Annotated in this window: 21 protein-coding genes; 1 reads left to right on the forward strand and 20 read right to left on the reverse strand. The window is 42.8% G+C overall.

Features of this window, described 5'->3' with window-relative positions:
• Positions 1-29: 29 nt before the first annotated feature.
• The 18 genes from ftsZ to EDD68_RS15400 all read right to left on the reverse strand — a co-directional run bounded on the left by ftsZ (position 30) and on the right by EDD68_RS15400 (position 21178).
• Positions 30-1154, reverse strand: a complete 1125-nt coding sequence (gene ftsZ, locus EDD68_RS01065; RefSeq protein ID WP_132370260.1) for a cell division protein FtsZ — start codon at positions 1152-1154, stop codon at positions 30-32.
• A 62-nt stretch (positions 1155-1216) separates the two neighbouring features.
• Positions 1217-2488, reverse strand: coding sequence for a cell division protein FtsA (gene ftsA / locus EDD68_RS01070; protein WP_132370262.1), 1272 nt, complete (start codon positions 2486-2488; stop codon positions 1217-1219).
• Between the two features lie 404 nt (positions 2489-2892).
• A complete protein-coding gene (locus EDD68_RS01075; RefSeq protein ID WP_165902012.1) occupies positions 2893-3699 on the reverse strand; it encodes a cell division protein FtsQ/DivIB in 807 nt (268 codons plus the stop codon).
• A gap of 152 nt (positions 3700-3851) precedes the next feature.
• Positions 3852-4754 carry a UDP-N-acetylmuramate dehydrogenase gene (gene murB, locus EDD68_RS01080; RefSeq protein WP_132370266.1) on the reverse strand — a complete coding sequence of 301 codons (903 nt, stop codon included), beginning with the start codon at positions 4752-4754 and terminating at the stop codon, positions 3852-3854.
• A 497-nt stretch (positions 4755-5251) separates the two neighbouring features.
• Positions 5252-6361, reverse strand: a complete 1110-nt coding sequence (gene spoVE, locus EDD68_RS01085) for a stage V sporulation protein E (protein WP_243646717.1) — start codon at positions 6359-6361, stop codon at positions 5252-5254.
• 52 nt (positions 6362-6413) lie between these two features.
• Entirely contained in the window at positions 6414-7760 is a 1347-nt protein-coding gene (murD, locus tag EDD68_RS01090) for a UDP-N-acetylmuramoyl-L-alanine--D-glutamate ligase (protein ID WP_165902013.1), read from the reverse strand.
• A complete protein-coding gene (gene mraY / locus EDD68_RS01095; protein ID WP_243646729.1) occupies positions 7757-8716 on the reverse strand; it encodes a phospho-N-acetylmuramoyl-pentapeptide-transferase in 960 nt (319 codons plus the stop codon). The genes murD and mraY overlap by 4 nt, the downstream gene beginning before the upstream one ends.
• A gap of 68 nt (positions 8717-8784) precedes the next feature.
• On the reverse strand, positions 8785-10140 hold the full coding sequence (locus EDD68_RS01100) for a UDP-N-acetylmuramoyl-tripeptide--D-alanyl-D-alanine ligase (protein ID WP_132370271.1): 1356 nt from the start codon (positions 10138-10140) through the stop codon (positions 8785-8787).
• 2 nt (positions 10141-10142) lie between these two features.
• Positions 10143-11615: a UDP-N-acetylmuramoyl-L-alanyl-D-glutamate--2,6-diaminopimelate ligase gene (locus tag EDD68_RS01105; RefSeq protein ID WP_132370273.1), complete on the reverse strand. Its 1473-nt coding sequence runs from the start codon at positions 11613-11615 to the stop codon at positions 10143-10145.
• Between the two features lie 95 nt (positions 11616-11710).
• Positions 11711-13639 carry a stage V sporulation protein D gene (locus tag EDD68_RS01110; RefSeq protein ID WP_132370275.1) on the reverse strand — a complete coding sequence of 643 codons (1929 nt, stop codon included), beginning with the start codon at positions 13637-13639 and terminating at the stop codon, positions 11711-11713.
• Positions 13640-13712: 73 nt separating this feature from the next.
• On the reverse strand, positions 13713-15914 hold the full coding sequence (locus EDD68_RS01115) for a penicillin-binding protein (protein ID WP_243646718.1): 2202 nt from the start codon (positions 15912-15914) through the stop codon (positions 13713-13715).
• 37 nt (positions 15915-15951) lie between these two features.
• Positions 15952-16317: a cell division protein FtsL gene (ftsL, locus tag EDD68_RS01120; protein ID WP_132370279.1), complete on the reverse strand. Its 366-nt coding sequence runs from the start codon at positions 16315-16317 to the stop codon at positions 15952-15954.
• 2 nt (positions 16318-16319) lie between these two features.
• A complete protein-coding gene (gene rsmH, locus EDD68_RS01125; protein ID WP_132370281.1) occupies positions 16320-17294 on the reverse strand; it encodes a 16S rRNA (cytosine(1402)-N(4))-methyltransferase RsmH in 975 nt (324 codons plus the stop codon).
• A gap of 18 nt (positions 17295-17312) precedes the next feature.
• Positions 17313-17744 (reverse strand): division/cell wall cluster transcriptional repressor MraZ, encoded by a 432-nt coding sequence (gene mraZ, locus EDD68_RS01130; RefSeq protein ID WP_132370654.1) that lies wholly within the window; start codon positions 17742-17744, stop codon positions 17313-17315.
• A gap of 260 nt (positions 17745-18004) precedes the next feature.
• Entirely contained in the window at positions 18005-19627 is a 1623-nt protein-coding gene (gene bshC, locus EDD68_RS01135; RefSeq protein WP_132370283.1) for a bacillithiol biosynthesis cysteine-adding enzyme BshC, read from the reverse strand.
• Between the two features lie 83 nt (positions 19628-19710).
• Positions 19711-20094, reverse strand: coding sequence for a DUF3397 domain-containing protein (locus tag EDD68_RS15690; protein WP_132370285.1), 384 nt, complete (start codon positions 20092-20094; stop codon positions 19711-19713).
• Positions 20091-20984: a ketopantoate reductase family protein gene (locus EDD68_RS01145; RefSeq protein WP_132370287.1), complete on the reverse strand. Its 894-nt coding sequence runs from the start codon at positions 20982-20984 to the stop codon at positions 20091-20093. The genes EDD68_RS15690 and EDD68_RS01145 overlap by 4 nt, the downstream gene beginning before the upstream one ends.
• Before the next feature lie 44 nt (positions 20985-21028).
• Entirely contained in the window at positions 21029-21178 is a 150-nt protein-coding gene (locus EDD68_RS15400; RefSeq protein WP_207902523.1) for a hypothetical protein, read from the reverse strand.
• A 140-nt stretch (positions 21179-21318) separates the two neighbouring features.
• Here EDD68_RS15400 and EDD68_RS01150 point away from each other — a divergent pair, with 140 nt between their 5' ends.
• Entirely contained in the window at positions 21319-21810 is a 492-nt protein-coding gene (locus tag EDD68_RS01150; protein ID WP_132370289.1) for an N-acetyltransferase, read from the forward strand.
• A 4-nt stretch (positions 21811-21814) separates the two neighbouring features.
• On the opposite strand, the gene EDD68_RS01155 is transcribed toward EDD68_RS01150, so the two are convergent.
• Positions 21815-22288 (reverse strand): RsfA family transcriptional regulator, encoded by a 474-nt coding sequence (locus tag EDD68_RS01155; protein ID WP_132370290.1) that lies wholly within the window; start codon positions 22286-22288, stop codon positions 21815-21817.
• A 64-nt stretch (positions 22289-22352) separates the two neighbouring features.
• Positions 22353-23114 (reverse strand): enoyl-CoA hydratase/isomerase family protein, encoded by a 762-nt coding sequence (locus EDD68_RS01160; RefSeq protein WP_132370291.1) that lies wholly within the window; start codon positions 23112-23114, stop codon positions 22353-22355.
• Positions 23115-23237 lie beyond the last annotated feature (123 nt).

Here is a 23237-nt window from a genome sequence, read left to right on the forward strand (position 1 = left end):
CATCCTTTGTTTTGTGATAGTCATGCTGATTATTTTCTGCGGTTTCGATTCCTCAGGAAAGTCGGAATATCTAATGTATCTTCTTCAATGGTTTTCGTTGATTTGCTGTCAGCATGTTGCCCTGCTGAACGCTGCTCCCGACGTTCATTGGCCGTATTTCTCAGAGCCGCACGCTGATTTGTCTGGCTGTTCTGCTTTTTCTGTTCATCAAATCCTGTTGCAATTACAGTCACAACAATTTCATCCTTAAGGTTTTCATTAATCACTGAACCAAAAATGACGTTTACTTCCTGATCAGCAGCTGATGTTACAATGTCTGCTGCTTCCTGAACCTCAAACAGGCTTAAATTATTACCTCCGGAAATATTCATCAGAACACCGTGTGCACCGTCTATGGAAGTTTCCAGTAATGGAGAAGAAATTGCCTTTTTGGCTGCTTCCTGAGCTCGGTTCTCACCAGTCGCCACGCCAATCCCCATCAAAGCCGAACCTTTATCAGCCATGATGGTTTTTACATCGGCGAAGTCAACATTAATGAGACCGGGAACAGCTATTAAGTCAGAGATTCCCTGAACACCCTGGCGAAGGACATTATCCGCTTCACGAAATGCTTCAAGCATCGGTGTGTTTTTATCAACAATTTCAAGAAGTCGATCATTTGGAATAACGATTAAAGTATCTACATTATTCTTCAATGAGTCAATCCCGGTAATTGCCTGTGCTGAGCGTTTTCTCCCCTCAAAAGTAAAGGGTCTGGTCACTACACCGACCGTCAGGGCCCCAAGTTCTTTTGCAATCTGGGCAATAACAGGTGCAGCCCCAGTACCGGTTCCACCACCCATGCCTGCTGTCACAAAGACCATATCAGCTCCCTGAAGAGCTTCTTCAACTTGTTCTTTGCTTTCTTCCGCAGCCTTACGACCTACTTCCGGATTGGCTCCTGCACCTAATCCCCTCGTAAGCTTTTCACCGATTTGCAGCTTTACTTCTGCTTTTGACAGATTTAGAGCCTGAGCATCTGTATTCACTGCGATAAATTCTACACCCTGAACACCGTGTTCAATCATCCGATTGACAGCATTGCTGCCGCCACCGCCAACGCCTATAACTTTAATGGTTGCTAACTGATCCATGTTTGTCTCAAAATCTAACATTTTCCGTTCCTCCCAATTTGCAAGTTTCCGAAATTCTATCTTTCTATGAAGGAAACGCCAGATTAATCAAAAAAATAGCTGAACAATTTGGCGATGCCAGATTCTTTGTTCTTTTTACCCTCTTTTGAACTGGAAACTTTCTTTTTCTTTGGTTTCAAATCAATATTTTCCATCCTCACAGCGGTAACAAGTTCTTTTCCCTGTACTTTTGCATTATGATAGGCAAACTGCAAAATGCCTACCCCTGCCGTAAACTGGGGTTCTCGAACACCTATGTAATCAGGGATCGCAATTCGTACATTGTGCCGGAAGATATCCTGTGCTAATTCCAGTACTCCCGGCATACTCATGACACCGCCAGTCAATACATATCCGCCTGGCAGTTCTTGATAGCCCATTCGTTTTATTTCCTGATCTACAAAAGAGTAAATTTCTTCCAGTCTTGCTTCAATCATATCAGAAATTTGAAGCTGGTTAAATGTCTGTCTCTGATTGCTTCCAATTATCGGAACATCAAACGTTTCATCTTCCTGTGCATCATTGTAGTAAGCATGTCCATGGTTTACTTTGATTTCTTCTGCCTGTTCCGTAGAAGTTTTTAAACCGATGGATAAATCCTTGGTAATGTTATCCCCGCCAAGGGGGATAACAGTAGTGTCCTTTAGATGACCGGATTCAAAAACACTAATGGTGGTGCTTCCTCCGCCGATATCAATTAATGCAACCCCGAGGTTTTTCTCATCACGGGAAAGAGCAACAGATCCTCCAGCGAGGGGTTGAAGACAAATATCCTGAACTTCCAATCCGGCTCTTTCAACACACTTTAATGTGTTGTGAAGCACCGTTTTTGAACAGGTAATAATCGTTCCTTCCATCTCGAGCCTAACACCAATCATACCCCGGGGGTCTGATATTTCGTCAAGGCCATCTACGATAAACTGCTTGGGAAACACATCGATGATTTCCCGTTCAGGCGGAATCGATAAAACCTGTGCTGCATCAATGACACGTGTAATATCTTCATTGCCGATCTCTCGGTTTTCGCTGGAAACCGCAACAACCCCGTGGCAGGGCTGAAGTTGAATATGATTGCCTTTGACACCTACAATCACACGCTCAATTTGCATATCAACCATCCGCTCCGCCTGTTCCACCGCACTCCGGATGGCATGAACAGTCTGATCTATATCAACAATGGCCCCTTTTTTCATTCCATTTGATTTGGCTGTTCCTACTCCAATGATATTTAACGAATCATGGGTTACTTCTCCAATGATCACTTTGATTCTAGATGTCCCAATGTCCAGGCTGACAAGAATTTCATTGTTATTCAACTCGATGCACCTCCTATTAAGGGCCTATCCCGGAAATATCAAATTTTATCGAAATATGTCTTATATGAATAACGCATTCGACAAAATCTTTTATATTACTGCCCTTTTTCCCGATGGAAAACAGGCGGAATAGCTGGTGAAGAGATATATTATTTTCTATTTCTACGCTTCATGCGCGTTTTCCTTTAATTTTTTTAATTTTTATAGATCTTTTTGAAAATAACTGATTTTCCTGTGAAACCAGTACGGTGTAACGTATTTTTCATTAAAAAATCAGAAAGGGCTTCCCTCTTGTTCAGATACCTTCCAAAGACGCTCTGTCCGTATTGCGTCATATCTACTGGACAGAAGATCTATTCTGACAAAATTTGATAAAACACACCATGATGACTGGAATTATCGGTTCATTCAACCTCTTCAATACTTTGAGGATCCCCGCTGTTTTCTTCTATATCATCCCCGTCGTTCTTATACGGTTCAAAATATGCCCCGACGTCCATATGTAAAATTCCTTTTTGCTCCGGATCTAAATTCGCAGCGATTGAAGGATACACCTTCATTTTTTCCGAAAAATTCCGGATCGAAGCAATCACTTCATTGCCATTCACCATATAAAGCCGAACCTTATATGGATTACCGTCTTCGGGAATCCAGTGAATTTCTGAAATAAGCGCAGATATTTCTATCGGAATTTTTTTCAGCTCGCCCGTGATTTCTGTTAAATAAACAGGATTATCCCATCCTATAAAAACCGGGGCATCGCTTCCTGGCTTTTGTATCTTCTGATCCGTCAGAACCTGTCCATTTTCAAGGATGGGATAATACTCGTACTCATCTTTTACATACCCTACCCGGACATACTCTTCCACATGGATGGAAATCGTATTGTAAAAATTCCGTTCTACGTGTACCTCTTTAATCACTGGATTTTTCAAAATTTTTTCTTCGATTTCGGACAATTTAATTTTCCAGAAGTTTTCCTCACCGGACAGTTCACTTAGGGTCAGGATTTCTTCATCTGACACAAAATCATTGTGTTTCACTTCAATGTCCCGAATGTTGCTTAAAGGTGACTGCAAATAAATAATCGCCAGAATTAACAGAAAAAAGATCGTTAAATAGATGATCAGTTTTCGATTGGCTTTTTTCCTCTTTGTCTCCTTTAATTTTGGAATCCGGTCTTCAATGGAAATGATTTTTTTTTGCGCCATAGAAAAAGACATCCCCTAATGGAGTTCTAGCAACAAAGAAACGGTCTGTATCATGCTTATGGTATGCTGGTTAAAATGTCCACAGACCGTCTTACTGTGCATGGTCAAATTATATCATAGCTAGAAACAGAATAAATGAGAGAAACGTCCCTTTATGTGACAATTTCGACTTCTGTCTCCATTTCGATGCTGAATTTTTCTTTAATGGTGCTCTGAACATGACGGATCAGGCTGAGGACATCCTTGTATGTGGCTGTTCCTGTATTGACGATAAAATTGCCGTGTAATTCTGATATTTGAGCCCCGCCTATTGTATACCCTTTTAATCCGGCTTCTTCTACCAATTTTCCTGCATAATGGGGAAGCGGATTTCTAAAAATGCTTCCGGCACATGGGTGACTCCACGGCTGAGTTTTTTTCCGATAGTCCTTAAACTGTTTCATTTCTGCGGTAAGCGTCCCGGGGTCTCCTTCTTCAAGATGAAAATCAGCTTCTACACAGTATCCTCTTTTTTCCTTCTGCAGTACGGATGTGCGATAGGAAAATTTCATCTCTTCATTCGAAAGCCATTGAAGGGTCCCATCCGGAAATAAGATATGGGCACGGCTGAGAATCTTTGATATATCAGAACCATGGGCTCCGGCATTCATATAGACCGCTCCGCCCACGCTTCCTGGTATACCCCCTGCGAAAGCAAGTCCCTTTTTGCCTTTTCTGCTCATAACTGCTGCCAGTTTTACAAGGGGATAACCTGCCCCGACTCGGATCGTTGAGCCCATTTCTTCAATGTGGTCCATTCCTGACCCTATTTTAATAACGGCCCCCCGAATACCTTCATCGGGAATCAATAAATTTGATCCTCTCCCAATCACTCGTACCGGTATATGATGTTTTTTTAGAAGGTCGAGGGTCTTTCTTAATTGTTCGATTCCGCCGGGTTCAATAAAAATATCGGCAGGACCGCCAATTTTTATCGTTGTATGCTTATTTAAAGGCTCATTTAGAGCTACCTTTCCTACCTGGTGCGATTCTAACTGATGTTTAATCTGTTCCAAAACGAAGTCCTCCTTTGGAATTCATCCAATCCCATTATATATGAGCGAAAAAGGATAATCTACCAATATTTTATCATTGTTTTCCAGCATTGTGACACCGATGGGAGAAATAGTCCAAAAGATTGAATGCGCTGAGATCAATTTTCCGCATCATGCCTGTTCCAATGAATGGGGGTTCCCACCACACGTGACATAGCAAAAAAACAGTCTGGGACAAAACTTCATCAGAAAATGAAATATCCGAACGATATTCAATCATCTCATGAATAAGTTCGGATATGTTTTATTTCGTCAACATGCTTCGCTTTCCGCGTACACGGCCTGAGGCTTCCTAAGACAGCTCATTCTTCTGTCTTTAAGGATGTTCAGCTCATGCTGTTCCCGGAAGAGTCTAGCATGTTGACTACGAAAATTTTTTTACAAAATGGTTCGTTTTTTCCCGCTGTTTATTTCTTTTTGTCCCAGCCTCAAGCAAACTCTTTTTATTCCAAACATGTTCAAATGTTTGCATATCGGCTAATATTTAAAAGAATTCCGATGGCCAGCAACGTAATCGTAAGTGAAGATCCCCCATAACTCAGGAAGGGAAGAGTAATTCCTGTCACTGGAATAAGGCCAATAACAACGCTGATATTGATAAAAACCTGGATGGCAATCATCCCTACAATCCCCAGTGCAAGTAAGCTTCCGAATAGGTCGGGAGCATGAAGGGCTATACGAATTCCCCTCCAGAGCATCAAAAAGAACAGCAAGATCACAAAGCTGCCGCCGATGAATCCCAGCTCTTCAGCGAGAATGGCAAAAATAAAATCGTTCTGAGGTTCAGGAAGGTAAAAAAACTTTTGTAGGCTCTGACCGAGACCTAGCCCCATTAATCCCCCAGGTCCAATCGCATACAAAGACTGAATGATCTGAAATCCGTCTCCTAAAGGGTCTTCCCATGGGTTAAGAAATGCTTTGATTCGATTGATTCGGTAAGGAGCTGATAAAATTAACCCCACAAATCCGGCCAGACCGATCAGTGCAAGTCCAACAAAATGGGATATTTTTGCTCCTCCAACAAAAATCATCACCATACATGTCCCGACGAGGACCACTCCGGTACCTAAATCAGGCTGAAGAATAATCAATCCGAAGGGTACAAAGACTAAAAGCAGCGCAGGAATAAATCCTTCCTTCAATGATGTAATGTATTTTTGCCGTTCAGATAAGAGCTTTGCCATAAAGATAATCATGCCGAGTTTCATAAATTCGGATGGCTGAATGCTAAATGCACCTACTCCAATCCAGCTTCTTGCTCCACCTCGAACCATTCCGACTCCAGGAATTAAAACAGCAATGAGCAAAACAAAACAGCCGATTAAAATGGGCTTAGCCAGATCCTTCCATTTGACATAAGAAATGTTCATCATTACATACATGGCCACCAGACCAACGATTGAAAACAAAAGCTGACGCTTGGCATAAAAAAACGCATCTTCAAATTTGTATGAAGCCCAGACTGCTGATGAACTGTACACCATGACTACACCGATCAGAAGGAGCGCAAAGATGACTACGATCAATGTCAAATCTGGCATTTTAGCCTTCGAGTGGTTCCCTCGCATGAAATATCTCAACCCCTAAAATTGAAATTAAGGCGCCAGGTAAAACATGGCCCTATTTAAGCATATGCACAGCTTCAATAAACATGTCTCCCCGTTCCTCAAAGGTGCGGTACTGGTCCCAGCTTGCACAAGCAGGAGATAATAAAATCACATCTCCATCCTCAGACATGGAATAAGCCTGTTTTGCTGCCTGTTTTACATTATCGACGTAAACGATTTGGTCTATTCCTGCTTTTCTAGCCGCGCGTTCAATTTTGGGAGCCGATTGACCAAAGAGAACCATAGCTTTTACACGATGGAGCGAAGGAACAAGATCATCAAATTCATTTCCCCTGTCCAGGCCACCTGCAAGCAAAATCACTGGCTGCTGAAAAGCTGCCAGAGCCTTTGAAGTGGCTAAAATATTTGTCGCTTTTGAATCATTATAGAATGTTCGACCATGAATCGTGTCAACATATTGAAGACGATGTTTGACCCCTCGAAACGTTCGCAGAACCCTGATAATAGCTTCATCCGAAATATCGAGGGATTTAACAGCTGCTATAGCAGCCAGGCTATTCTGTAACTGGTGACTGCCTGATAATTTCAGTTCATTCCTTTTCATTAGAATTTGTTGTTTATAATAAATATGTTCCTCATCGGCCCAGGCGCCATTGCAGGACGTTTCGATTGAAAAAGGAACTTTGATTGAGCGAGCATCCTCAATCAAGCGAAGAACCCTTTGATCATCGGCATTATAAACCAACACGTCATTTGCAGTCTGGTTTTTAAATATATTTCCTTTAGCCTTCATATAATGTTCCATTGTTTTATGATAATCCAGGTGAGCTTCGAAAATATTTAACAGGACGGCAACATGGGGCCGAAAATCCTTTATTCCAAGGAGCTGAAAAGACGATAATTCCATCACCATGATTTCATCCGGCTTCATATTCCTTGCAACCTCCGAGGCTGCTCTTCCGATATTTCCCGCAATTTTTGCTTTCTTTCCCTCAGCTAGAATCATTTCATAGATGAGTGTGGTAGTCGTCGTTTTGCCATTGGAACCGGTAACTCCCACAAGGGGACCTTCAATCAGCATACCGGCGAGTTCCACTTCTGTCACGATAGGTATCCCTCTTCGTTCTGCCTCTCTGACGATTACATTTTCATAGGGGATACCCGGGTTTTTTACTACCAGATCAACATCCTCTAAAACAGAGAGCGGATGATGGCCGGTAATGACCTCAATCCCCTGCTTTCTGAGATTTTCCGCTTCAGGATTTTCTTTTTCACTTTTCAGATCATTGACCCGTACAGGAATGCCGCTATCAATTAAAAGCTGAGCTGCAGAAGCCCCGCTTTTGGCAAGTCCTAAAACCAGTACTTCTTTGTAAGGGAATTGTTGTAATCGATTCAATTTAACCACACCTCGATGTATATGCCTAATGCTGCAAACAGAAGTGCTGCAAGCCAGAATGTTGTAACTATACGCCATTCAGACCAGCCAATCAGTTCATAGTGATGGTGCAGGGGGCTCATCCGAAAAACCCGTTTCCCTTTCGTTTTAAAAACGAATACCTGAATGATGACCGATAAGGTCTCGATGACAAAAACACCACCAATAACAATCAGCAATAATTCCAATTTGGTCAAAATGGCAACAATCGCGAGGGCCCCTCCAAGCGAAAGGGAACCTGTATCCCCCATGAATACTTTAGCAGGATGGGAATTAAAAACTAAAAAACCTAAAAGTGCCCCAGAAACGGCCAGTGAGAATACACTGATTTCATACTGGGGAATCCCATGCCAGGCAAGAATGCCGAAAGCACCAAATGCAATGGCCCCCGTTCCAGCCACCAGCCCATCCAGTCCATCGGTAAGGTTAACGGCATTGGATGTACCCACAAGCATGAACAAAATAAGCAAGAAATAACCGAAGCCCAGCTCCAGCTGAATATCCGTCAGCGGAACTGCAATATATGTAGGAAAACCGTGACGGTCTAAAATGATATAGACGATAATAGCAATCAGCACCTGGGCGAGTAATTTCTGCCTTGAAGTTAAACCCAGATTCTGTCTTCGAATGATTTTAATAAAGTCATCCAAAAATCCGATGAGTCCATACCCAATCAGAACGAACAGCAGCAAAAACACCTCAAAACTCATTGGGTTGGGATTAAATTTCGATGTCATCACCAGAGTTGTGATGGATACCGAAAGAAGGATCATGATTCCCCCCATCGTTGGAGTACCGGCTTTTTTCTGGTGGGATTTTGGTCCTTCTTCCCGTATGCTTTGTCCAAATTTTAATCTGCGTAAAAAGGGAATAAAGATGGGAGACAGTAAAACCGTGATTAAAAAAGCAACTGCCATTGTTATAAGCAGGATTTGTTGTGTCACGTAGTTCTCCTCCTTCAACAGGTCTTTTGCTTTATTTTTTTCTATATCAGTTTCTCAATTACCTTTTCGAGTTTCATCCCTCTGGAAGCTTTAAAGAAAAGCAGAGTTCCTTTCTGCAGTTCTTTTTTAAGCTTCTGGCTCAATTCATCCGGATTTTGTATATGATACGCCTGAACCGGCATCCCCCTGTCTTTGATCGACTCCACGATCCATTTGCTTGCATCCCCGGTTGTATAAACAGCTGATATGGGCGGCTCGATAAGTTTACCAATTGAACGATGAAATGATTCAGACCACTCACCAAGCTCAAACATATCTCCCAGAACTAATACTTTTCTCTCTGCACTCAGCTGTTTGACTACTTCAATGGACGCTTTCATCGAGGTGGGGGAGGCATTGTAAGCATCGTTAATAATGGTTGCCCCGTTTTGAGCCACTATTTTCTGAAAGCGCATTCCGGTCACTTCCAGTTTCTGAAGAGCTGTTTGAATGGCTGCGGAACTGATTTCATACCGCTCAGCAGCAGCTATAGCATAACCTGCATTTTTCGCCTGATGACCGCCGGGCAATGGAATGGAATATTCCTGGTTTTTCATAGTGAAAGTGGTCCTGTCTTCTTCAATCTGGACATTTTCAACAACATAATCATTATCTTCATCGAATCCCACGGTTATCGTTTTCCATCTTTCCCTTAACTTCTCCAGCAGGGGCTCATCCCCGTCTATAATTAAAATACCATCGTCTTTTAAGCCTGCTAACAGTTCACTTTTCGCCTGAGCAATTCCCTCCCTTGAACCAAGGTATTCAATATGGGATTCCCCAATGTTTGTGATCACTCCCACGTCCGGCCGGGCAATCTCCGATAAAACCATGATTTCCCCAAAGTGGTTCATTCCCATTTCAACAATGAGGACTTCTGTATCTATATCCATCTTTAGAATCGTTAAAGGAAGTCCAATATGGTTATTAAAATTTCCTGACGTTTTATGGGTCTTAAATCTGATTTTAAATATTTCTGCAAACAAATCTTTCGTCGTTGTTTTGCCGTTTGACCCGGTAATTCCTATGACAACCGGGTCAACTTTTTTCCGGTAATATTTGGCTAAATCCTGAAGACCCTTCAGGGTATCTTCTACAAAAAAGAGAGGGAAATCCGTCGGAACAAATTCTGGAATATCCCTGTCCTTTTGCCATAGGGAAGCAATGGCGCCATTTTTAATGGCATCTTTTAAAAATTCATGACCGTCAAACCGTTCCCCTACAATTGGAACGAACAGGCCAAAATGCGTATTTGAGCGGCTGTCCGTTACCACTTCATCGATGTCTAAAGGCATGTGTGCCGCTCCCTTACATTCAGGAAATAACTCGGTTAATTCTTTTGTCGTTAGTTTTGCCATCCCTATCTTCCTTTCAACTTCATCTCAATCATTTCCAGGGCAACTTTGCGGTCATCAAAATCATATCGCTTTCCATTGATTTCCTGATAGGTTTCATGCCCTTTTCCGGCAATCAGGATCATATCGCCTGCCTCTGCCTGTTCCACAGCAAGCTGAATCGCTTTACGACGGTCCATTTCCACCTGATAGCTTCCTTTCTCTACTCCTTTTTTCATATCTTCAATGATGCGTCCAGGGTCTTCTGTTCTGGGGTTATCAGAGGTAAAGATCGCTTCATCACTATAAGATACGGCCACCTGGGCCATTTTAGGGCGTTTATCCCGATCCCGGTCTCCACCGCATCCGACGACGACCCTTAGTTTCCCTTTCACAAAGGAACGGGCAGTTTCCAGAACATTTTTTAGGGAGTCAGGGGTGTGGGCATAATCCACAATGACACCAAAATTCTGGCCCCCATAAACGGTTTCAAAACGCCCGGGGACCCCTTTTGTTTTCTGAAAAGCTTTTTGAATGGTTTCCAGCGGAATACCGGCACACAGCGCACCACCTGCAGCACCAAGCAAATTATATACACTGAACTTGCCTGCCATGCTGGATTCAATGGAGACCGTACCGACCGGTGTTTTCATCGTAAATGATGTTCCGTCTGGATTCAATTTGATATCAGTTGCCTGTATATCAGCATCATGATCGATTCCATAAGTCAGTGTTTCAAAGGGGGTACTTTTTAGAAAAAATTCACTGTAGGGATCGTCGATATTTACAATTCCAAATCTGGGCCTTTCGCTGTATACGTTCCCCATCTGGGAAAACAGCAAAGTTTTGGCCCGCAAATAATCATCCATATTTTTATGATAATCCAGGTGATCCTGGGTTAAGTTCGTAAAAATGGCGATATCAAAGTCACAGCCATAAACTCTTCCCTGATCTAAAGCATGGGAGGATACTTCCATGATGGCGGTAGTAACCCCTTCTCCCGCCATTTGACGAAAATGCTTTTGTAAAAACAGGGTGTCGGGAGTTGTATTGATAACCGGATATGTTTTATCTTTAATTTTCATTTGAATCGTACCGATGACACCAGTCTCTTCCCCATGCTCGCGAAAAACCTCTTCAAGCAGATAAGTCATGGTTGTTTTACCATTCGTACCCGTAACGCCGATCAGCCGGAATTCTTTAGTAGGGTAGCCGTAAAAATGATTGGAAATTATGGAGAGGGCTTTTCTCGTATCCGGTACGATGATGACCGGAACATCGACAGGAAGGGGGCGCTCTGCAACAATGGCGCACGCCCCCCTCTGAATTGCTTCGTCGGCAAAATCATGTCCGTCTACAGCCGTTCCCCGGACACAAACAAATAAATCTCCCTGCCTTACCCGTCGAGAGTCCATCTCAATTTGATTTATATTTAATCCATCAATAGATTTTGTAACTTGATAAAACGTTAATGGCTGCAATAGTTGATTTAATAACATCACACATCTCCTGCCTTCATGATCCATATTACATAAACAGCAGTTTTATTATATCAAATCAGCAGTACGAAGGATAATAAAAGATGGACCATTTTTCAGTTTTTCTCACCGAGTAAAATACGGATTGTCGACCCCTGCTCCACTTTTTTCCCAGGCTCAGGGGACTGATCGATGACGTAATTTCCCTGACCATCCTGATCAACAGATAGGTTCAACAAATACTTGGACAATTCATCTTTGTTTAATCCTACTAAATCCGGTACTTCGATCAGGGGTTCATCCGGCCACTGGTATTCCTTTTCAAGGCCTTCTGTCCTCTCCTTCACTCCCAGGGACCGCAGGCTGTCTGACATAATGTTGCCCACAATAGGGGCCGCTACTACACCTCCAAATTGAACGGTGTTTTTCGGGTTATCAATGGCTACATATACGACCAGTTCCGGATCATCGGCCGGTGCAAAGCCGATAAACGAAACAATATGATTATCGCTCATATACTGTCCGTCAGGTCCCACTTTTTGTGCCGTACCCGTTTTTCCGCCGACTCGATATCCCTCGACATAAGCTCCTCTTCCTGTTCCCTGAGCGACTACACTTTCAAGAGCTTTTCGGATTTTTTCAGAGGTTTCGGCGGAAATCACCCTCTCCTTCAATACAGGTTCCTTTTGGGACACAACTTCTCCGGTTACGGGATGAAGCCATTCACTAGCTATATATGGCTGATACAAATAACCACCATTTACGGCTGCCGCAACCGCCATCACCTGTTGAATCGGCGTTACCGATACCCCCTGGCCAAAGGATGTCGTGGCGAGCTCAACCGGACCTACATTCTCTTCTTTGAATAAAATTCCTTTTCCCTCACCCTGCAAATCAATGCCCGTTTTTTGACCGAATCCAAATTTTTCAATATATGAAAACAGCTTTTTCTTGCCCAGCTTTTCCCCAAGACTGACGAACCCCGGGTTACAAGAATTTTGCACCACTTCTAAATATGTCTGTGAACCATGTCCTCCCCTTCTCCAGCAATGAAGGGTGGCGCCTTCCACCTCAATATAGCCGGGATCATGAAAATGATCTTCTTCAAGATCCACCTTGCCTTCTTCAAGGGCAGCAGCAAGGGTAATGATTTTAAATGTTGACCCGGGCTCATATGTACTCCACACCGGCAAATTCCGATTATACACTTCCGGCTTTGCTTCCTGGTAATTAGATGGATGAAATTTTGGCCGGCTGTCCATGCCGAGCACTTCGCCAGTATCCGGATCCAGTGCAATAGCTAAAGCTCCATCAGGGTTATATTTGTCTTCTGCGAGATCCAGTTCCCGTTCAATGATTTTTTGAACATTTACATCGATCGTGAGTTTTAGGTCCATTCCGTCTTCAGGAGGCTTGTATATTTCAGCATGATCGGTCAACTTTTTCCCCTTTGCATCTGAAAAAAAAGATAATGAACCCTGTTTGCCATTCAGTTTATCATCATAAAACAGCTCAATCCCTGCAAGCCCCTGGTTATCAATCCCGGTAAACCCCAAAATATGTGCTAACATATCATCATAGGGGTAATTCCGTTTAGAATCCTCAGCAATATAAACCCCGGGCATATTTAATTCTTGAATTTGTAGAACCTGATTCTCTGAGAGTTTTCTTCCCTCGGGATGTATGCGTACCACAGCAGCCACTTTAGTTACATAGTCATATGCTTTGTCATACGACATATTCAAAATATTTGCGAGGGCTTCCGCCGTCTTCTGGGGATTTTCCACCTGTCTTGGCACGACATTGACCGATGGAGCTGATACGTTATCTACCAGAATTTTTCCATTCCGATCTAAAATTTTTCCCCTTTCAGGTTCTAGTGTAATGTCTCTTTGCCAGAGTTCCTCTGCTTTCTGGTACAGTTCATCCCCGAGGATAAATTGAACATATCCTAACCGTATGCTCATCACGAGGAATAAAGCCAGTCCAAATAGAAAGACAGTGACTAATCGTTTTCTTACCGTGACATGGGATACACGTTTCATATTCATCTCCCTTTGTCCATAGTCCGTTCGTATCCACTATATGAGGCAAGAAAACAAATTAGAACACTGCCTGTTATTGGGCCTGTACACTTGCTTCCGCTTCTTCATCCTGACCTTCTTTATCGATGTTTTCACCAGATTCTGTTTCATCTGCTCCCGGCGGTTCAAGCTGAATGATTAAATATTGATTGTTTTGAATCTTATTTCCCCCGGGTATATTTTGTTTCACAACATACCCATTCCCCATATGTTCAATCTTTAACTGAAATAACTCTCCAAACATCAGAACTTGCCGTAAAGACCATCCGGTCAGATCTGGCATCACCGGTTCCCCGTCCGTCAATATGAATGCAAAACTTCCGGAGTACAGGTCTGTTCCTTTTTCCGGGATAACTTTCTGGATTGTATCGCCATTGCCGATGACCGCTGTTTTTATATTTTGGCTCTCCAAAACGTCTTTTAGTTCCTGTACGGTTTTCCCTGTATAATCCGGCATGACAAAGGCATCAGAAACGGTACCGGTATTTTCTTTGTCCGGATTCACATTTAAATAGTGAAGACTATTTTCCATAACCGTTTTAAAGATATACGAAACCGGTTCCGGGCCGTATTCCTGCGGAGACAGGTTCGGCTGTTTTACCGCAACATACATCATTAATTCTGGGTCTTCTTTTGGGGCCATGCCCAAAAAGGAGAAAATATAATTTTCTTTCCCTGTCATATATCCGCCGCTTTCAGGGTCTGGAATCTGAGCCGTCCCGGTTTTTCCCGCAACTGTATAGTCTTCCAGGCGGTAAGGACGTCCGGTGCCATGTTCGGATGTAATAACCGTTTCAAGGAGATCTTTTACTGCCCGGGCAGTTTCCGCTCTAATCGGCTCACCGGCTACCACAGGTTTGTTTTGCTTGAGAATCTCCCCATGTTCCGGGTCAACAATTTCCTCCACGACGTAAGGTTTCATCATCTTGCCGTCATTTGCAATCGCTGTTGCTGCCTTCATCAACTGAATGGCTGTAACCGTTGTTCCCTGCCCAAAAGCAGTGGTTACCTTTTCAATCGGATAACGGTATAAAAGGGTCCCTGTACGTTCTCCGTCAATATCAATTCCGGTTTTCTGGTCGAAGTGAAAAGCATGCAAATATTCCAAAAACTCTTCCGTTCCTAGCTTTTCCCAGACTAATTTCGCAAATCCGACATTAGATGAGCGCTGTACTCCTTCATTATAGGTGATAACACCCCAACCTTCCCTTCTGTGATCGTGGATGGTTTGCGCATTTTCGCTTATTTTGTAGCTGCCGGACTGATAGGTATCCTCTCCATTATATACCCCTGCATCAATTGCCGCTGCAAGGGTAAAGATTTTCATGGTCGATCCCGGTTCGATCGGATGAGAGATGACATCATTGTACCAGTTTACAATGTTTTTCCGTTCATTCGGATCAAATGTGGGACGATTGGCCATGGCCAGAATTTTACCTGTTTTCGGATCCATGACAATTGCCATCATCTGCTCCGGCTCATATTCCTCTTCTACCTGTGTCATGGCATCCTCAAGAAAGGTCTGGATTTTTTGATCAATCGTCAGATATATATCCGCGCCGTTTTCCGGTTTTTGAACAATCTCTTCCGGATTGAGGAGCTTGAAGGCGTACTTATCATGCTTATATGTAATAAAACCATCCTTGCCCACTAACTGTTCATTATATGTTTTTTCGATCCCCATGACTCCCTCTTCCTGCTCCTGCTGATTCTGAGTGAACCCTATTAAATGAGAAGCGAGGGGGCCATTGGGGTAAAAACGCCGTGTCTCCCGTATAAAATAGATCCCGGGAAGACCTAAAGCCTCGATTTCTTCTTTTTTCTCTGCAGTTAACTGGCTTCCAGAGTTTCCAAATTCCACCTGGAAGCGACCATTCTCAAGCCCTTTTTGAAAAATAGAGAGAACATCTTTTTCTTCCATATTTAAGAGCGGAGCTAGCTGCCTTGCCGTAGATTCAGGATCTGTCACGTGCAGCGGCTCCGCGGAATGACTCGAGTAATTTTTATCGATGATGGCATAAAGGCGGTAAGTGGGCTGATTATATGCGAGAACCATACCCGTCCGGTCCAAAATTCTTCCCCGTTCAGCATCCAGAGATAAGGTGTTTGTCCGTTTTTCGTCTGCCCACTCATCCAGCTCGACACCCTCGATTTCACCGGTAGCCTGAATATATACAATTCGGCCATATAGAGTGAGAAAAATCAGGGCAAAAACCCCCATCAACAGGATGCTCATCACATTTGTCATCTTATTCCGCATCGCCAATCACCTTTTATTGAACTGGGGAAGCTTGTTTGACATTCGAATTCTTAATCGTCAGCCCATTTTCTTTGGCAATGGCTAAAATACGGCTTGGTTGTTTTAATTCGTTTACTTTTGCTTCAAGCACCCTGTTTTCAATTTGCTGATTGGATATTTCATTTTCAATAGTTTGGATATTTCTGTTAATAGAATCCAGCGATGAGGAGAAAGACGTGATGTAAATCGATAAACCGAGTGCCCCTGTTATAAACAAGGTGTAAAGAAATTTTTCTCCTCTGGTAACCCAGCGACGCTTATGTACAACGACTTGCTTCTTTTGCGGTATTTGAGTCTGCACTCTTGAATAGTCAAATTTCCGAACCGGTTGTGCAGCCATGATTAATTCCACCTTTCATTCAAGCGATATTGGTCATCCCACGTTTGAACTTTTTCAACAATTCTGAGTTTTGCTGACCGGGAACGCCTGTTTTCCTCAAGTTCCCGTTCTCCTGGTGTAATTGGTTTTCTTGTTATAAGTTTAAAAGGAGGTTCCACCTCTTCCGGTAATACAGGTACGTCTTTCGGTACCGGTGGTGGAGTGCTCCATTTCTTCATGGACTGTTTACAGATGCGGTCCTCCAGTGAATGGAATGTGATGACCGCAATTCTCCCGCCGATGGATGTCACTTCAGCAGCCTGGTGTAATGCATCCTGAAAAGCCTGTAATTCATTGTTGACAGCAATCCGAATCGCTTGAAACACCCTTCTCGCGGGATGGCCTCCCTTCCTTCTAGCAAAAGCAGGGATGGCATCTTTGATGATCTCGACCAGTTCATAGGTTGTTTCAATTGGCCTATCTGTTCTGCGCTGCTCGATTTTTCTTGCAATCTGTTTTGAAAATTTCTCTTCACCATATCTGAAAAAGATTTTGACTAATTTTTCATAGCTCCATTCATTCACAACATCATAAGCAGTTAGTTTTTGTTTACGGTTCATTCTCATATCAAGGGGAGCTTCTTCCTGATAACTGAATCCCCTCTCTTTTTGATCAAGCTGAGGTGAAGACACTCCGAGATCAAACAGGATTCCGTCAACGGAGTCAATTTGATGCTCCTGAAGTTTCTCCTTGAGCATTTGAAAATTGGCGTGGACAAACAGACACTTATCTTCATAAGGTGTTAATCGTTCTTTTGCGTGACTCAAAGCTGCTTCATCCTGATCAAATCCAATCAATCTTCCCTTTTCCCCCAGCCGTCTGGCAATCTCTAAAGCATGTCCAGCTCCGCCGAGGGTACAGTCCACATAAGTCCCCTCTGGCTTAATTTGTAAACCATCGATTGTTTCCTGCTTTAAAACGCTGTAATGCTCGAACATGCTTTCACCTGCTTAACGTTAAATATCAAAATCCATCATATTTTCAGCAATTTCTGCAAATGATTCCTCAGAATCTTCAAAATAAGTCTCCCAGTGATCCTTCGCCCAGAACTCCACCCGGTTGGATACACCGATTACAACACATTCCTTTTCCAGACGGGCGTATGTCCTAAGGGGAGGAGGAATATTTATTCTGCCCTGCTTATCCACTTCACATTCAATGGCTCCTGAAAAGAAGAAGCGGGTAAAGGCACGGGCGTCCTTTTTCGTAAGGGGGAGCTTTTTCAGTTTGTTCTCGAGATGGTGCCATTCGTCCATGGGGTATGCGAACAGACATTGATCCAGACCACGGGTCAAAACAAAGGTAGAACCAAGACCCTCCCTGAATTTGGCAGGGACAATCACTCTGCCTTTGGTATCAATATTGTGCTGAAATTCCCCCATGAACATATCGTCCGCCCCACTTTCTATTTTTAGTTTACCACATTCCCCCACTTTCCACCACTCATTTTTTATCATTCTCCACTAAATAGAAAAAATCCTGCCTTTGTCATGGACAGGATTTCACCAGAAATTTCTGATATATTAAGGAATCATCAAAAAGTTATGTTAAGGTTGCCTCCTGGTGGAGGAAGGTGGGGGATTTTATTCACGTGTCCCATCATTTCATCCATGTTATGTCAAAAAACGACTTTTTGTCATACGGGCTGCTAAAAATAGACAAAGTAATGTTCTTCTTCCCAGTTTAGTTCCTGATCCGCTATTTCATTAATCCAGTCTTTCCCATAATGGTTGAGAAAGTACAAAATATTCCAGCTTCTCTCCTGAAGACCTCCCTCGGGGTGAAGCATTACTTCAAGCCAGTCAAATTTTTGGAGAGTACGTTCGTGCTTCACTTTCTGTTCATGAAATATTCTTTGTTCTAAATAATCGATTTGTTGAAAAATGTGGAATAAATTCTTTTCCGCAATTTCCCCGAGATCAGCCTGAATATCCCTTGCCAGTTCTTTGAGTGGCCGGTGGGCTTTCTCAATGGTTAATTTCAGATGATCGACCATTGTTTCAACAGGAGGAGATATCTGCTTTTTCAGCCAGATCAGTTTATCCTCAGCAACACCTTCTGTCACCGCATGAAGAGAGTTTAAACCGAGCTGGCGCAGCCACTTTTCCGTACGTCTGTCAATGATCGTAAATGATATGCGCGGAATGACAGGAGGCATGGTTAGATGAAGAGACTCGAAGGCCGGCTTTAACGCTGAACAATAGCTCACTTCTCCCGGTCCCACGACAAAAGCAAGAACTGGAAGCAAATATTCTTGCATCACCGGCCGGGTGACCACATTGTTGCTGAAGCAGGAAGGGTTCTGCACCACCCTTTGTTTTAACTCTTCTTTCGTTAACACACATTCTTGATTTTTGCCAACAAATCGCCCTTCACCATCCACCTGAAGAAGAATCCGTTCCCCATCCTTCAAATAAAATAAATGGGCATCATTCGGATTACAATCCAGAGAAATGAAATAACCTTCTCTCGCATTTTTATAGATCGCTTCCGTTACACCTGTAGCAATTTCCTCCCGGTGTTCGATCATATGGATAAAATAATCTGTTTCAAGGCGGCGGAGATCAGGGTCATTCGAATCCAGCAGCACAATTCCCTGACTGAACAGATGAAAAACGATTTTAGAAAAGTAGTCCACCATTGTCTCACTTTCATTCAGTAGCTCTTGAAGCTGGTCATATAACTCTTTTGTATATGGAGTTTCATCAAGTTTCTGGAATAATCGCTTCAGCCACGACGATGCTTGATCTTGATCCAGCTTAATGGAGGATACCGGCTGTTTTCGTGTCTGTACCTGGCCGATCTTATATTTTTTCATGCGGTTTTTTTCTGGCATCATAATATGGTTGACTTCATCAAAGTCATGATCTTCCCCGGCGATCCAGAAAACGGGAACTACAGGAACCTTCAGAGACCGCTCATATTGCTGTGCCAGCAGGATCACCGTGATCATTTTGTAAATGGTATACAGCGGGCCCGTGAGCAGACCCGCCTGTTGTCCTCCAACGACCACAACCGTCCTGTCATCCCTCAGCCGTTCAATATTCTGCAAAGTTTTTGCCGGAGCACCCCATTTTTCATTGGCTGTTTTTAATATATCTGCCAGATCATTGCGTTTATATGATCGTTGTTTTAAATCCTGCAAGCGTGCTGAATACGTTTCCGGGTCATATGGGTCATAATGAAAGTTTGACAAAACAGAGGAGGAACGCTTTCGGTAATCCGTTAAAATTTTTGACTCTTTCCGCAACTTTTGAGGCTGAATATCCATGAAACCTTCTCCTTTTTCTTTATTTCTATGTATTCTTCTAAGTCATTGTAACGAAATTCGCTGCGCCTTTCATCTCATATGTTTCAGATCTCGGTCAACCGCAAATATATACCATAACAAATCAGTATGAGATAAAGTGCGGAAAACAACAAAAAAGAAAAGCGCAGAAACACTTTGAAGGCCTTGCTAAAAACCACCTCATGTTTTGTCTTCCACTGAAAAAACAACAAGAAACTTTGAATAAGAATAAGAAAAACAATAATCCAGGCTAGATAGGAGTGTCCAAAAATGACATATAAGCAGGCACTGACACTTAACACAAATAAAAAAGTCGTCAGATCCGACGCCGTATGAAACGCACGCCTGGGATGACCGAAAATTTTTCGAGCAATGACGTACGTCAAAAACCAGCTGGGGACTGGCAATGTAATAAATAGGGCAAAAAGGCTAATGATGATGTCTGTCATGTGTCATCTTCCTCCTGATTTTTCAGTTCAATGGCTTTGACAGCATGATAGACAAACCGAGTATAGGGAAGATCAAGTTCATGGCTCTTTAACAAATAGCCGGAGATCGAATCGATTTCTGTCTCATGTCCCTTTTCTATATCTGTCAGCATAGAAGATTCATTTTTGCTCGTCGCTCGGGCTATACGAACGACCATCTCCCACATGGTATCCCTATCCAGCCCGAGAACATCACATGCTTCGTAACAGAGATGCTTACCCAGTTTTTTAATATGGGAATTTAACATAATGTCACCATTTTTCACTCTAAATAATGCTGTAAGGGGATTGATCACGGCATTCACCGCGAGTTTTTGTTTAACCATCCTTTCCCAATCTTCTTCATAAACAAAAGGAAAACGGTCGTCATTCAACATGTTCAGCCTATTTTTCATACTATGCTGGTCTTGTTTGCGCAGCGTTCCTGCACGAATAACACCCAAACCGGTATGTCTGACAGTGTGATCATTTAAACGAATCGCTCCATGTTCGACCACACCAATCCAGATCGGTTGCTTAAGCCTCTGAACCTGTTCAAGATGAGACATTCCATTCTGTAAGAATAGGAGAGGCGTATCTGGTGACAAGGTTTGTTTTATCACATCGATGACAGGATGTATTTGTGGCTGCTTGACAGAGACAATCACAAGATCATGGTCTGTCATTTGTTCAGTACGTTTGGCCTGCACAGGTAATCGTACCTTTTCCGGAAGAAGATGAATACCCCATTGATTCAGCTCTCTTTTTTGATCTTCCCTTTGAACGTAACAGACGATGTGGTGGCTCCTCTGGGCCAATCTGGCAGATAAAAGCAATCCAATAGATCCAGCTCCTACGACTCCAATGTTCATATGTATCACTTCCTTTATATCACCGGCCTCAAATGCTTATTTTATCAAATTTTGTCATTAAAACGTACATCAAGATTAAATAAGATTGATAAGCCAATCGCTACAGCACCGTAACTGATCAAGTACCTGCCGGACGACTGCCTGGTCAAAAGACCGGCGTCATGTGCGGACAAAAAGGACTTCAGAAGTGTCATGGCTAATACGTTTATTTTCTAGAACACATATGGGATGAAAAATAAACGAATCAGCTTTGAATAAGTATTCATTTCCTTCGATATTTTTTTATTATATAATGAGAATATAGGATCAAACAGGGTGTTAAGGGGGACAAAAAATGGAAGAACTAAAAGTAGAACGACTGTTAATCAATTACAAAACTCTGGAAGAATTTAAGCGGTTTAAAGAATACGGCATCCAGGAATTATCCATGCTGGAAGATCTGCAGAACAATATTGTAGAAAATGACAGTGAATCCCCATTCTACGGAATCTACTATGGCAATTCTTTAGTGGCCCGGATGAGCTTATATAAAGTGGATAAAAAGTATGATCAGTATTTTGAACCTCCACAAGATTATTTAGAACTGTGGAAACTGGAAGTTCTGCCCGATTTTAGAGGGAAAGGACTGGGGAAAAAACTGGTGGACTTCGCCAAAAGCTTCCAGCTGCCCATAAAGACAAATCCCCGAATTAATTCCCACGGCTTCTGGGAAAAAATGGGTTTTCAAAAGGTGACCTACAATATGGAACGGGATCTCGGGGAAAATCCACTTATCTGGCTTCCTGAAGGGGTAAAGGAAAAGGAGACGAAAAACAAGGCTGATTGACCGATCAGCCTTGTTTTTTTGTTTGACGGATTTGAAGAAGCATATTTTCCATGGACTGAATAAATGTTTCATAATGGTGTAACTGATTTTTTAGTTCTTCATTTTCTTTGACCAATTTCTGTATATGGCCATCTTCCTCGCTGCAGGCAATCTGATAGGGTGATTGCTTCATTCTCGTCAGGAGATGAATCGCCTCATCAATCGCATTTTCGGGATGGCGGTCATGTTCTGTTTCAGGTTTATTGTTCCGGTCTTTTTTCCGTCTTTCCTCTTTAGCCTGTTGAATGGCCTCTTCATGCTGTTTCCTTACTGTTGCATTCCAGCGAAAGCCACAGGCAGCTTTGGTCCGTGAAAGCTGCCTGGCAACATCTTCAAAAGCTTCCAGCTGTGTTTTGCCTTCCCGGATATAGCGAAGGACAGTTTCAGCTAGTAATACATCTTCCTCTTCCGTCCATGCATCCTGGCGATTTTGTCCCATTCTATCCCTCCTATTTCGTTTACTATGAATCTATGCACGAAATAGGAGTAATAGACATATGTATCTATTTTTTTCTTAAAAAGTCTTCTACCGCTTTCCGGTGGGGTTCAGAATCCCAAAGTCTTGCACAATGGAGCACTTCCTTTTCCATTTCGTCATATATTTTAGACAATGATAGACCGGACAAAAATTGTTTCTTAAATGTACGCATTTGTTCTGGATATTTTTCGATAAATGGTTCCAGAAATTTAGTTGGTTTATTCCATATTTCATCCGGTATAATCTGGTCAATCCACCCCCACTCCTTCAGCGTTTCGGCATCAAAGATTTGAGATGTCACCAGCCAGTAGTGGGCTTTTACTGGAGAAATCCGCTGATATAACAGAGCCCCTCCCCCCCATCCAGGTGTGATCCCTAGCTTTCCCTGAACAAAGCCAAAATCCGTATGTTGCCTCGCCAACCGAAAATCACAGGACGTGGCCAGTTCACATCCCCCCCCTCTGGCTGCTCCATTTAATAGGCAAATGGTCGGGACCGGAAAAGTCATGATTTGATACAAAACGTTCTTCATGGATCCCAACAAGTGATAAGCATCCATTTCTGACATATCACCGTGAAAATCTGTTAAATCTCCGCCTGAACAAAACGCCCTGTCGCCGGTCCCGGTAATAACCAGACATTTGATATCTTCCTTTTTTGCTTGATCAAGTGCCTCTCTCAATTCTTCAACCATCTGCAGGGAAACGGCATTTCGTTTATCAGGCCGATTTAACCTGACGACGATATATCCCGCTTCATTCACTTCATAATGAATGGTTTCAAACATCTAAGTCCTCCCTTCATCCGCATTCCCAATAAAGAAAAAAGAAAAGCCAATCTCCCCGTCTAGTCCCGATACTGCTGGAGGACCTGTCAGGATACTGCCCCCGCAGGAGACCGATGCAGCTCG

The organism is Melghiribacillus thermohalophilus, assembly GCF_004342905.1.
Taxonomy (GTDB): domain Bacteria; phylum Bacillota; class Bacilli; order Bacillales; family Alkalibacillaceae; genus Melghiribacillus; species Melghiribacillus thermohalophilus.